We start from the raw sequence: 12,100 nt of genomic DNA, 5'->3' as shown, positions 1-12,100 counted from the left end.
AGATCGGTGGTCGCTGGACTGCTTTAAAGCAGTTGGAACAAACTGCGCGCACGTGGCATGAACGGCGGAGCCGGGGAGAACCTCCCCGGACCGTGCATTGCCAGGGATGGCAATGCCGAGCCCCCAGGGATGGGTTCACGGCGTGTCCGGGGAGGTTCTCCCCGGCTCTGCCCGCCCCCAAAACCAGAGGCGCTAGTCCTAGCTAGGAAGAGATCAACGACGCTTCATGGACTGGAAGAACTCGTCGTTGGTCTTGGTGTCCTTGAGCTTGTCCAGCAGGAACTCGATGGCGGCGGTGTCATCGTCCATGGAGTGCAGGAGCTTGCGCAGGATCCAGACCCGCTGGATATCCGCCTCGCTCATCAGCAGATCTTCGCGGCGCGTACCGGAGCTGCGGATGTTGATGGCCGGGTATGTACGCTTCTCGGCAATCTTGCGATCCAGGTGGATTTCCATGTTGCCGGTGCCCTTGAACTCCTCGTAGATAACCTCGTCCATCTTGGAACCAGTGTTGACCAGCGCCGTGGCAAGGATGGTCAGGCTTCCACCTTCTTCCACGTTACGGGCGGCACCGAAGAAGCGCTTGGGTTTTTCCAGGGCATGGGCGTCAACACCACCGGTCAGGACCTTGCCGGAGGACGGGATCACCGTGTTGTAGGCACGAGCCAGACGGGTGATGGAATCCAGCAGGATGACCACGTCCTTCTTGTGCTCTACCAGACGCTTGGCCTTTTCAATCACCATTTCAGCAACCTGCACGTGGCGGGCCGGCGGCTCGTCAAACGTGGAGGCGATGACCTCGCCGCGCACGGTGCGCTGCATCTCGGTCACTTCCTCTGGCCGCTCGTCAATCAGCAGTACCATGACATGGCACTCTGGATTGTTGCGGGTGATGGACTGGGCGATGCTCTGCATCAGCAGTGTCTTACCGGCCTTGGGCGGGGAAACGATAAGCCCGCGCTGGCCTTTACCGATGGGCGCAACCAGGTCCAGGACCCGGGAGGAGAGATCCTCGGTACTGCCGTTACCGGCCTCGAGCATCAGGCGCTCGTCCGGGAACAGCGGCGTGAGGTTCTCGAAGAGAATCTTGTTTCGGGCGTTATCCGGCTTGTCGAAATTGATCTCGCTGACCTTCAACAAGGCAAAGTAGCGCTCACCATCTTTGGGCGGGCGAATCTTGCCTGCGACCGTGTCGCCCGTGCGCAGGTTAAACCGGCGGATCTGACTCGGAGAGACATAGATGTCGTCAGGCCCTGCCAGGTAGGAGGCGTCAGCGGAACGGAGGAAGCCGAAGCCGTCCTGCAGAATTTCCAGTACGCCGTCGCCGTAGATGTCTTCGCCGCTTTTTGCGTGCTTCTTCAGGATTGTGAAGATCACATCCTGTTTGCGCGAACGAGCCAGGTTATCGAGGCCCATCTCTTGCGCAATATCGAGCAATTCGGGCACGGATTTCTGCTTGAGTTCAGTAAGATTCATAGTTTGTTGGATTTTCAGGAATGGAAGTAAACGAGTATTGGAATGACAGGGGTGCCCCTGAACGTATTGATCGTAAAAAAACGCTGAACTTGGTGCTGGCCAGTTGGAGCAACCGGTGTAGATGGAGTCCGGAATTAAGGTACTGAAGCCAGAGAGTGGGAACAACCGTTCGCCGGGCAAGAGCGATCATCGGCCACCTGACTGGCAAATGTCAAGTGCACTGCACAAATTAACAGCAATTTCACGCCAAACCGGCCACAACCGGCCGCTGGCGCCTCCCCCTGATGGGTTACTCCCTTCCATTAAAAGCCCGTGATGGCGATACTGGCGTATAACAACTTTTCAACGATTATGGAGCCCATCCATGAGCAGTGTACCCAGTACCGAAATGAAACCCCTGAACGTTGCCCTGCTGACCGTCTCCGATACCCGTGGGCCTGAACAGGACACGTCCGGGCAATTTCTGGAGGACAGCGTGGTCGAAGCCGGCCACAACCTGGTCGCCCGCCGGATCCTGCCGGACGACGTCTATCTGGTGCGGGCCTTGTTGTCCGGCTGGATTGCCGATTCACAGGTGCACGCAGTGATCATTACCGGTGGCACCGGCCTGCTTGAACGAGATAGCACACCGGAGGCGGTAAGGCCTTTGCTCGACAAAACCATCGAAGGCTTTGGTGAGGAATTCCGCCGCCTGTCAGCCGCCGAAATCGGATCATCAACCGTGCAGTCACGGGCGATGGCGGGAATGGCAAACCACACGGTGATCTTCTGCCTGCCCGGATCGACCGGCGCCTGCCGCACCGGCTGGGAAGGCATTCTCCTCAGTCAGCTGGACAGCCGTCACACACCATGCAATTTCTCGGGGCTGGTCTTGCGCAAACCCGAGAAGCCCATGCAGCGACTCAACGAAGTCATTGGACAGCGCGCCAAGCGCTGAGGCAGAAGACATCCCGATCGGAGTTAAGACTTGATGGCCAAGCCAAACCTCACGCCCCTGGAAGATGCCCTGGACCACTTGTTGTCGGAAGCACCGGTGGTTGCGCAGATTGAAACCGTCGCACTGGCCGACTCCCTGGGCCGGGTACTTGCCGAAAACCACTATGTGCCGGCCGACGTGCCGCCGGCTGACAACAGTGCGGTGGACGGATACGCCCTGCGCAAACAGGATCTGCATGGAGACCGGCCAATACCGGTCTCGGCCCGGATTCCGGCCGGTGAAGCGCCGAAGCCCCTGGAACCCGGCACCGCTGCGCGCATCTTTACCGGCTCAGAGATTCCCGAGGGCGCCGACTCGGTGGTCATGCAGGAGCGGATTGAGGTGACGGATGGGGGAATTCTGGTCCAGGCTACGGTCGACGAAGGTCAGAATATCCGGCGCCGTGGCCAGGACCTGACCCGGGGCGACCTTGCACTGGCAAAGGGGACAACGGTGCGCCCCAACGAGATGGGACTGCTGGCGTCCATGGGCGCTGCCCGGGTTGCCGTTCTGACGAGGTTAAAAGTGGCCATTCTGTCCACGGGAGATGAACTGGTAGAACCTGGCATGCCCCTCGGACCGGGACAGATCTACAACAGCAACCGCTTCACCCTGATGGGACTGCTTGCCGAAGCCGGCTGCGAGGTGGTGCTGTGCGAGACTCTGAGAGACAAGCGCGAGGCGACTCGGGAAACGCTGTTGCGTGCCGCGGAGTCTGCCGATCTGATTATCACCAGCGGTGGCGTTTCCGTGGGTGAGGAGGATCATGTGCGCGCGGTGCTGGAGGAATCCGGCGGTCTTTCGCTCTGGAAAATGGCGATCAAACCCGGCAAGCCCGTAGCTTTTGGCGCCATCGGCGGCACGCCGGTACTGGGACTGCCCGGCAATCCCGGGTCTGTGCTGGTCACCTTCCTTGTGGTGGGCATGCCCTATATCCGGAAACGCCAGGGTCGCAATCCCAAAGCTCTCTCGGGCGAGCGGATACCGGCCGACTTTACCATTTCCTCGGCATCGGTGCGCCGGGAGTTTGTCAGGGCCCGGAAGGAAACCCGGGGCTCGGACCCTGTGGTTGCCGCCTTCCCCAACCAGAGCTCCGGCATGTTGAGTTCTGCCTGTTGGGCGGACGGCCTGGCCGTGGTGCCCGAAAACACCACCGTAAGCCCCGGCGACCTGCTAACCTACTATTCGTTTGCGGAACTGTTGAGCTGACCATGAGTGATAACACGATTACGGTGCGTTTCTTTGCCCGCCTGCGCGAGGAACTGAAAACCGATCAGTTGACTATCGATGCCAGACCCGGGCTGACCGCCGGCGATGTACTCGCGGAGCTGGCAGATCAGGGCGGCCCCTGGAGCCAGCTGCAGGGCGACCAACCCGTGATGATCGCGATCAACCAGGCCATGGCCAAACCGGGCTTCGAGGTAAAAGCCGGCGATGAGCTGGCCTTCTTCCCGCCGGTAACCGGAGGTTGAAATGATTTCGGTCCAGTCTGAGGATTTTGATGTTGCCGAGGAATATGCCGCACTCCGTGACAGCGGGGCCGGCACCGGTGCCATTGCGACGTTTACTGGCCTGGTGAGGGACAGTGGCGACCTGCAGGGCGTCACGGGACTTTACCTGGAGCACTACCCCGGGATGACGGAACAGGTGATCCAGGGGCTTATTGATGATGCCTCAAAACGCTGGGATGTGCGCGAGGCCCGGGTAATTCACCGGGTCGGTCGGCTGGCGCTATGCGACCAGATTGTCTTTGTCGGGGTTTGCAGCGCGCACCGTGGAGACGCGTTCGCCGCCTGCGAGTTCATCATGGATGCCCTGAAGACGTCGGCGCCGTTCTGGAAGAAGGAAATTGCTTCGGACGGAGAGCACTGGGTAGAGCAAAAAGAGTCGGATCTGGCACGTTCCGAAGGCTGGGAGTAACAGCAATAAAAAAACCGCCCGCGAGCGTTTGCTCAGGGGCGGTTTTTGGCGACCTGACCGCAATCAGAGGTTGCTGTCCAGGAAGGCCGCCAGCTGGGATTTTGAGAGTGCGCCAACTTTCGTGGCGTCCACATTGCCGTTCTTGAACAACATCAGGGTCGGAATACCACGGATGTTGAACTTCGGCGGGGTCTGCTCGTTCTCGTCAATGTTGAGCTTGCAGACTTTCAGTTTGCCGTCGTATTCGTCGGCAATCTCTTCAAGCACCGGGGCAATCATCTTGCAGGGGCCGCACCACTCTGCCCAGTAGTCCACCAGAACGGGGACGTCGGACTGCAGTACATCCTGCTCAAAAGAAGCGTCGGTTACATTTACGATATTTCCGCTCATTACCTTTTCCTGATTCATGCACTACTGCTGCACATCGGCATGTCCCTTTCAGGGAATAACCTGCCGGGCACAGGTGCTGTTGACTGTCGCTGAAGGCTGTCCGGGTTATACGAACAACCTTTCACCCAAATCACGGTAAGACATACTTTACGCGATTGATCAGCCGGATGTGAAGCGGTAAGAACCGATCCAGGCCTGACCCTCGTCAAATGCGCGGTTTTCCGGTTACTGACAGGCCTGAGGGATTTCGCTTATAGTACCCCGCACGTTCATCTCAAAAGGATTCCGACCACGTGACGGCCGCATCCACCGCCGAAAACGCTGCCGCCTCATCCGAGGTACTCGCAGCCATCGACATGGGCTCGAACAGCTTCCACATGGTGGTTGCCAGACTAGTGCATGGGGAAATCCGGACCCTCGAGAAGATGGGAGAAAAGGTTCAGCTCGGAGCTGGGCTGGACCAATACAACCGGCTCACTGAAGACGCCCAGGAGCGGGCCCTCGCCTGCCTGGGACGCTTCGCTCAACGGCTCAAGGGCATGCCGCCAGAGGCGGTGCAGATTGTCGGCACCAACGCGCTTCGCGTGGCGCGCAATGCCCATCAGTTCATGGCCCGGGCCGAAGAAGCGCTGGGCTATCCGGTAGAGATCATTGCCGGCCGCGAGGAAGCACGCCTGATCTATCTGGGGGTTTCACATACCCTCTCCGACGACATCGGGCGTCGACTGGTTATCGATATTGGCGGTGGCAGCACCGAATTCATCATCGGCCAGCGGTTTGAACCCCAGGAGCTTGAAAGCCTGCACATGGGTTGCGTGTCGTTCCGTAACCGGTATTTCCCGGACGGCAAGATAACCAGGCGGCAGATGGACAAGGCAGTGACCCACGCAGAACAGGAACTGCTCAACATCCGCCAGCATTACCGCTCCGTGGGGTGGCAAAGTGCGGTGGGCTCATCCGGCTCGATCAAAGCCATTGCCAGCGTATTGGCGACCCTGAAGATCACCGACGGCACCATTACCCTCGCCGCCATGCAGGAACTTCGCAAGCGGCTGGTGGACATGGGTAAAACAGAAAAACTGGGAGATCTGGGCGTACGCTCGGACCGCCAGAGCATATTCCCGGCCGGATTTGCCATCCTGATGGGGGCATTCCAATCCCTTGGTATCAAGGACATGGCGTTCGCCGATGGTGCTCTGCGGGAAGGTCTGCTTTACGACATTGTCGGGCGAATCCAGCACGAGGATGTCCGTGAGCGAACCATTTCCGCGCTTCAGGAGCGTTACCACGTTGACCAGGAACATGGCGCTGCCGTTGAGGAAACTGCCGTGGCAGCATGGCGGCAGGTTGCCGACGCCTGGGCCCTGAACACCCCGGCAGATGAAGAAGTACTGCGCTGGGCCTGCCGACTGCATGAGATCGGCCTGACCATTTCCCATAGCCAGTACCATAAACACGGCGCCTACCTGTTGCGCTACTCGGATCTGCCCGGCTTCACCCAGCAGTTCCAGCGCGACCTGGCAACTCTCGTGCGCGGCCACCGGAGAAAATTCGCCTCGGCAATCTTCGAGGGCCTGGACCCGGAAGACATTGCCAGGCTGCGTTACCTCTGCGTGCTGGTGCGCCTGGCGGTTCTGATTCAACACCCACGCAACATGGAGCCGCCTCCGGCCTTCACCCTGACGGCACACAAGGACAAGTTGGTGCTGGAGTTTCCGTCAGGTTGGCTGGATGACAGGCCACTGACCCTGGCCGACCTGGAAAACGAACGGGACTATCTCGCCAAACAGGACTTTGTTCTGGAACTGAACGGCGGCTGAGCGCGCTCAGCCAGCCAACTCGGCCTCCAGGGACTCCACCTCTTCGCTGACTTCAAGCCACTGCGCCTCCACCTCTTCCAGGCGGGCGGTTGCGGTGGCCTGCTCCCCCAACAACTCTTTCAGACGGGTCTTGCCGCTGTCGTCGTAAAGGTCGGGTTCGGATAGCTGCTCTTCCAGAGCTGACAGCTTCTGCTGAAGCTGGTCCATTTCCTTTTCCAGCGCACTCTGTTTTTTACGGTAGGGGCTGAGTTTCTGGCGAAGAGCCGCCTCTGCCCGCTTGCGCGCCTTCCGATCTTCGGCACTCTCGCCCACCGCCTCAGCGGCCTCGGGCACCCCCTCCTGGCCGACCGGCACTCTCCTAGGTGCCTCGGTTTCGTCTTTCCGGCGGTCCGCCAGCCAACGCTCATAGTCTTCCAGATCGCCCTGGTACTCCGTTACCCGACCATCATTGACCAGCCAGAACTCGTCCACGGTGTTCCTTAGCAAGTGCCGATCGTGAGAAACCACCACAATAGCGCCTTCAAAGTTCTGCAGCGCCATGGTCAGAGCCTGGCGCATTTCCAGATCCAGGTGGTTCGTGGGCTCGTCCAGCAGGAGCAGGTTGGGTCTCTGCCATGCGATCACGGCCAGCGCCACGCGGGCCTTTTCGCCACCGGAAAACGACCGGATGGCACTCAGGGCTTCATCGCCATGAAAATCAAAGCCACCAAGGAAATTCCGTATACTCTGCTCTGACGCCTTCGGGGAAAGCCGCTGAAGATGCAGGAAAGGGCTGGCATCCAGATCCAGGGACTCCAGCTGATGCTGGGCAAAGTAGCCGATGGCCAGATGCTCGCCACAGGTACGATCACCAGACATCAACGTGCCCTCACCCCGGAGTGCATCCATCAGGGTAGACTTGCCCGCACCATTGGGACCCAGCAGCCCGACCCTGCTGCCCGGCAACAGGGTCAGGTTAATGCTGTTGAGGATTGCAGTACTGCCGTGCCCGGCCTTGCCATTGCGTATCGACAACAGCGGATTGGAAACCTTCTCGGCCACCGGAAACTCGAAGCTGAACGGCGAATCGATATGGGCCGGGGCAATGCGCTCCATCCGCTCCAGAGCCTTGACGCGGCTCTGGGCCTGACGGGCCTTCGTGGCCTTGGCCTTGAACCGATCGATGAACCGCTGGATTTCGGCGATCCTGGCCTGCTGGCGTTCAAAACCGGCCTGCTGCTGGGCCAGACGCTCACTGCGCTGGCCCTCAAAGGCTGAGTAATTACCCGTATACAGTTCCAGGTTACGGCGATCGAAATGCACGACATGGGTAGCGACCCTATCCATGAAATCGCGGTCGTGGGAGATAAACAGCAGGGTACCGGGATAGCGCCGCAGCCAATTCTCGAGCCACAGACAGGCATCCAGATCCAGGTGGTTAGTGGGCTCGTCCAGAAGCAGCAGATCGGACGGTCGCATCAGGGCCTGGGCCAGGTTCAGGCGGATTCGCCAACCACCGGAAAACGCCGATACCGGCCGGTTCGCGTCCTCGTCCGAGAATCCCAGCCCGCGCAGCAAGGCCTCGGCCCGGCGGCCGGCGGACCAGGCCTCGTGCACATCCAGCTCACCGTGTATGCGGGCAATGGCATGATCGTCACCTGCGGCCTCGGCCCTGGCAAGTTCACCTTCCAGGCGGCGCAAATCCAGGTCGCCATCTAGAACAAAATCCCTCGCGCTGCGCTCGGTGGCTTCTACCTCCTGCGCCATGTGGGCAATCCGGCAACCACCCGGCAGAGAGACCGCGCCCTGCTCTGGCGCCAACTGGCCCAGCAAGAGCTGGAAAAGACTGGACTTGCCGGCACCATTGGCACCGACGATCGCGACACGCTGGCCGGGTTGCACCGTCAGGCTGACGGATTCTAGCAACCAGACGCCGCCCCGTTGTAAACTGAGATCGGTTATCGTTAACATGCTTTCATTTTATCAACGTAAAGTGTTCAGGGAAGGCACAGCGCCTATGTCGGTCCGCTCGGCGACCACCCCGGATTTTTCGACACCGCCGCTGGAACTTCCGGCAGTTCTGGAACCGGACAACCCGCTCTGGCGTTTTGCCCTGGCGTTCTGGAAACGTCCGGATGTCCAGAACAGCTGCCTGGCGCTTCAGAATCAGGGCTGGAGCGTAACGCGGATTCTCGGTGCGGCCTGGCTTGCACTCTCTGGCAGGGTCTTCGCCGGGGTCGAGGACGCTACGGTAACAGAGTGGCGCGACCGTGTAACCGTTGCCCTCCGGAGCGCGCGGAAATCGCTGCCCGGCAGCGCCGACAACTGTCAGAAGCTTCGCACCGGCATCGCCGGCCTGGAGCTTGAAGCCGAACAGATTGAACTGGCCCTGAGCTGGCGAACGCTAATGACCATTAACCCGGAACACGCAGACATGCAGGGACGCGACGCACTGATCATCAACAATCTGTTTGCGGCAGCACCGACCTTACCCGTTGAGGACGATGCAAGGCCCTTGCTGAATACACTGGCCGATACTCTGGCCCACTTTCCCAAGGGAGACCATCAGCCATGATGATGAAATGGCTCATACGGCTCTCGTTCCCGGCTCTCGGGTTATTGCTATTGCTGATTTTCTTCGGTCTGAACGACCCGGAGCAGGTCTCCGAACCTGTGGCAGAGCACGAGCAGCCCGAGATTCCCGCGTTTGAAGGACTGGTCCCGTCCCCGATTCCCACCGAGGGCCCCGAAATCGTGTTCAAATGGCAGGATACCGACGGCAACTGGCACTACGCTGACCAGCCGCCCGAACAGGGCCGCTGGAACACCCTCGCTATCGAGCGACGTGACAAGGTCTTCCCCCGGATTCAGCCGCAGGAGCCGGAAACAGACTGGCAATCTCCCTACAGCGCACCTTTCTCCCTGGGTCCCTCAGCTGCCGGTACCAACGGCAGCTGAGCTGACACGTCCGGTTTCTTAACACATGTTCAGTGGCATCTGATGCCGGAACCCGTTACCTTCTGCGTTCTGACAAACACAACGCGGGGCCCTGCCCCAAGCACCGACGTTAAAGGATAATGCAATGAAGAAAACGCTCCTTGCACTGGCAGTGACCGGCCTCGTGGCCGGCTGTTCCACACCCCCCGAAGCCCCGGAACAACCGAAACTGGATTCCACCGATCAGAAGGTGAGCTATGGCATGGGCCTGGTTCTCGGTGAGCGCATGGGTAACGACCTGCCGAATCTGCAGATGGACCAGTTCCTCCAGGGCATCCAGCACGGCCACGCCGGCGATGAAGAAGCCAAGCGCATGAGCCGCGAGGAAATCCAGCAGGCTCTGATGACCTACCAGCAGCAGCTGCAGGAAGAGCAGGGCAAGCAGATGGAAGAATTGGCCCAGAAGAACCTGGATGCCGGCGAAGCCTTCCTTGCCGAGAACGCAGAGCGTGAAGGTGTGGAAACCACTGAATCCGGCCTGCAATACGAAGTACTTGAGCAGGGTGACGGCGAAAAGCCGGCAGCAACAGACACCGTTCAGGTGCATTACACCGGTGAACTGCTGTCCGGTGAAGTATTTGACAGCTCCCGCGAGCGCGGTGAGCCGGTTACCTTCGCCCTGAACCAGGTGATTCCCGGCTGGACCGAGGGCCTGCAGCTGATGAGCGAGGGTGCCCGTTACAAGCTCTACATTCCGTCCGATCTGGCCTACGGCCCGGGTGGCAACCGCGCCATCGGTCCGAACGAGACCCTGGTGTTTGATGTCGAGCTGATCGAGATCAATCCCGGCTCCGGAGACTAAGCTCCAGGCAAGCCGCGGCCAGTTCTGGCGCGGCCATAAAAAAGCCCCAGTCCGGCGTTACCGGCTGGGGCTTTTTTGAATCAGGCGTTTCTCAGGCCGAGGCCACTTTGCCAGCGTGGGCATTGTGGAGATGTTCGATCAGGAAATCCTCCATCTCGAAACGGGTCTCAAGGGTCTCACCCAGCTTCGACAATTCGCCGAACAGCTCTTTGACATCCTCTTCCGACAACTCCCGGCCATCCAGACGGTCGTTGAAGTTAAGGGCAACCTCGGTGGTCTGCTCAATCCGGGGGTAAACCTTGGCGGCCAGCTCCAGGCCACCATCGTTGAACTCCCTGGCTTCACGGACCAACTGCTCGTAAATCTCGAAATGGCCGGTAGACACATAATCCACCAGCACCTCACACAGGCGCACGAACTTTTCTTTCAACGCTTCCGTCTGCGAGAAGTCATTCTCCCCGGACAGGTCGCAGTAATGCACCAGTAGCTCCTGACGCTCCTTGAGCCAACGATCTATCAGTTCGCTGACGCCGCCCCAGCGCTCCCTGGCATTCCGGCAATTTTCCAACATGACGCCTGTTCTCCGCTTGTCTTGACTACTTCTGTTTCGGTTTTGATTTTTATTAGGTTTGGATCAAGTTACCCCATGGCTGCGGTTCCCCGCAACCGTTTCAGCCTCGAATCCATTCCCGGGGTTTTTGCCGGCGAAACATCAAAACCAGACCGGTGATGACAAGCAGCGAGAAAAAGACAGCAGTCCAGCCGGGAATGCTCAAACCCAGGAACCGCCAGACCACTTCAGCGCAGTCCCCGGTGCCCTGGAGCGCGGTAGACAGAACTTCGAACCACGGCAGAACGTCCAGCATGTAGTCCACCGAAGGCCCGCATGCCGGCACCTGGTCCGCCGGCAGGCTCTGCAGCCACAACTGCCGCCCGGCGACACCCAGCCCTGCTCCGGCGGTCAGCACCAGCAGGAACCCATAGATCCGCACGCCGAATCCGGTGGGGCCATGGAGAAAGGCCAGGAAACTGACCAGACCGGCACCCATGAAACCGAAGCGCTGTAACCAGCAAAGCGGGCAGGGCTCGAGCCCCATCACATGCTCCATATAAAAAGCCACACCAAGGAGTGCGGCACATACAAGGAAAATAAGCCCGAAAACCCATCTGCTGGTCAAAAGAACACCTCGAATCGTGAATTGAAACTGCAAGCGGCCACAGGGCCTGCTATTCTCGTCACTTAACCCTAAACCACGATCAACTTCAAGCCTATGACACGCCAGCCAAAATCTGTTCTGACGCTTCTTTTTCTGTTGTTTGCAACGATCTCTTTGCCGGCCGTTTCCCAGGAAGAGGAAAATGCCGACGAGGACGTGGCTGAAGAAGAAAACAGCTTTACCGACTACATCAGCATGGATCCACCGTTCGTGACCCACGTGGGTACGCCCGGCAACAAGCCAACCTATCTGAAAGCCGCGGTCAGTCTGCGGGCAAACAGCGCGAGCGCACGGCCTGCCGTGGATGCTCACATGCCCCGATTGCGACACGAACTGGTCATGCTGTTTGGTGAGCAAACGGATACCGATCGCCTCACCTCAATGGAGGGCCAGGAGGCGCTGCGCGAAGAAGCCAAACAGCGAATCAATGCGGTACTGGAAGAGCAGCAGACCGGCGAAAGCATAGCCGGCGTGCTGTTTACGGAGTTTGTCGTGCAGAAGTGAAGCTGGAACCGGCCAGTGG

At 59.5% G+C, this 12,100-nt stretch carries 14 protein-coding genes; 9 read left to right on the top strand and 5 right to left on the bottom strand.

Annotated features, from left to right (window positions below; all coding sequences use genetic code 11):
- Window positions 1-213: 213 nt before the first annotated feature.
- Window positions 214-1,476 (bottom strand): transcription termination factor Rho, encoded by a 1,263-nt coding sequence (gene rho, locus ACGK9W_RS19605; protein ID WP_008169890.1) that lies wholly within the window; start codon window positions 1,474-1,476, stop codon window positions 214-216.
- A 364-nt stretch (window positions 1,477-1,840) separates the two neighbouring features.
- Here rho and moaB point away from each other — a divergent pair, with 364 nt between their 5' ends.
- From moaB to ACGK9W_RS19585, 4 genes are read left to right on the top strand one after another with little or no spacing between them, the layout of a single operon-like run.
- Window positions 1,841-2,413: a molybdenum cofactor biosynthesis protein B gene (gene moaB / locus ACGK9W_RS19600; RefSeq protein WP_008169892.1), complete on the top strand. Its 573-nt coding sequence runs from the start codon at window positions 1,841-1,843 to the stop codon at window positions 2,411-2,413.
- A 33-nt stretch (window positions 2,414-2,446) separates the two neighbouring features.
- Window positions 2,447-3,661, top strand: coding sequence for a gephyrin-like molybdotransferase Glp (gene glp, locus ACGK9W_RS19595; protein ID WP_008169894.1), 1,215 nt, complete (start codon window positions 2,447-2,449; stop codon window positions 3,659-3,661).
- A 2-nt stretch (window positions 3,662-3,663) separates the two neighbouring features.
- Window positions 3,664-3,924 carry a MoaD/ThiS family protein gene (locus tag ACGK9W_RS19590; RefSeq protein ID WP_008169896.1) on the top strand — a complete coding sequence of 87 codons (261 nt, stop codon included), beginning with the start codon at window positions 3,664-3,666 and terminating at the stop codon, window positions 3,922-3,924.
- Between the two features lies 1 nt (window position 3,925).
- Entirely contained in the window at window positions 3,926-4,372 is a 447-nt protein-coding gene (locus ACGK9W_RS19585) for a molybdenum cofactor biosynthesis protein MoaE (RefSeq protein WP_008169899.1), read from the top strand.
- Between the two features lie 63 nt (window positions 4,373-4,435).
- Here the strand turns inward: ACGK9W_RS19585 and trxA are convergent, their stop codons facing one another.
- Complete coding sequence (trxA, locus tag ACGK9W_RS19580; RefSeq protein WP_008169901.1) at window positions 4,436-4,762, bottom strand: thioredoxin TrxA; 327 nt, start codon at window positions 4,760-4,762, stop codon at window positions 4,436-4,438.
- A gap of 293 nt (window positions 4,763-5,055) precedes the next feature.
- Here trxA and ppx point away from each other — a divergent pair, with 293 nt between their 5' ends.
- On the top strand, window positions 5,056-6,582 hold the full coding sequence (gene ppx, locus ACGK9W_RS19575; protein ID WP_008169902.1) for an exopolyphosphatase: 1,527 nt from the start codon (window positions 5,056-5,058) through the stop codon (window positions 6,580-6,582).
- 6 nt (window positions 6,583-6,588) lie between these two features.
- On the opposite strand, the gene ACGK9W_RS19570 is transcribed toward ppx, so the two are convergent.
- Window positions 6,589-8,532, bottom strand: coding sequence for an ATP-binding cassette domain-containing protein (locus ACGK9W_RS19570; protein ID WP_273070149.1), 1,944 nt, complete (start codon window positions 8,530-8,532; stop codon window positions 6,589-6,591).
- Here ACGK9W_RS19570 and ACGK9W_RS19565 point away from each other — a divergent pair.
- The 3 genes from ACGK9W_RS19565 to ACGK9W_RS19555 all read left to right on the top strand — a co-directional run bounded on the left by ACGK9W_RS19565 (window position 8,531) and on the right by ACGK9W_RS19555 (window position 10,360).
- Window positions 8,531-9,136, top strand: coding sequence for a TIGR02444 family protein (locus ACGK9W_RS19565; RefSeq protein ID WP_405418274.1), 606 nt, complete (start codon window positions 8,531-8,533; stop codon window positions 9,134-9,136). The two genes, ACGK9W_RS19570 and ACGK9W_RS19565, sit on opposite strands and share 2 nt — an antisense overlap.
- Window positions 9,133-9,519, top strand: a complete 387-nt coding sequence (locus ACGK9W_RS19560; protein ID WP_008169912.1) for a DUF4124 domain-containing protein — start codon at window positions 9,133-9,135, stop codon at window positions 9,517-9,519. Before ACGK9W_RS19565 ends, ACGK9W_RS19560 begins: the two co-directional genes overlap by 4 nt.
- A gap of 124 nt (window positions 9,520-9,643) precedes the next feature.
- Window positions 9,644-10,360 (top strand): FKBP-type peptidyl-prolyl cis-trans isomerase, encoded by a 717-nt coding sequence (locus tag ACGK9W_RS19555; RefSeq protein WP_288367031.1) that lies wholly within the window; start codon window positions 9,644-9,646, stop codon window positions 10,358-10,360.
- 91 nt (window positions 10,361-10,451) lie between these two features.
- On the opposite strand, the gene rsd is transcribed toward ACGK9W_RS19555, so the two are convergent.
- Window positions 10,452-10,931, bottom strand: coding sequence for a sigma D regulator (gene rsd / locus ACGK9W_RS19550; protein WP_088829523.1), 480 nt, complete (start codon window positions 10,929-10,931; stop codon window positions 10,452-10,454).
- Window positions 10,932-11,031: 100 nt separating this feature from the next.
- Complete coding sequence (locus ACGK9W_RS19545) at window positions 11,032-11,538, bottom strand: disulfide bond formation protein B (RefSeq protein WP_175497417.1); 507 nt, start codon at window positions 11,536-11,538, stop codon at window positions 11,032-11,034.
- A 93-nt stretch (window positions 11,539-11,631) separates the two neighbouring features.
- Between ACGK9W_RS19545 and ACGK9W_RS19540 the strand changes: the two genes are divergently transcribed.
- Window positions 11,632-12,081, top strand: coding sequence for a flagellar basal body-associated FliL family protein (locus tag ACGK9W_RS19540; RefSeq protein WP_053114134.1), 450 nt, complete (start codon window positions 11,632-11,634; stop codon window positions 12,079-12,081).
- Window positions 12,082-12,100: the final 19 nt, after the last annotated feature.

Origin of the sequence: Marinobacter flavimaris (genome assembly GCF_045057155.1) — a bacterium.
In the GTDB taxonomy this organism is placed as follows: domain Bacteria; phylum Pseudomonadota; class Gammaproteobacteria; order Pseudomonadales; family Oleiphilaceae; genus Marinobacter; species Marinobacter manganoxydans.
The sequence above is the reverse complement of the archived record's forward strand: the minus strand, read 5'-3'. Positions and strand labels throughout refer to the sequence as shown.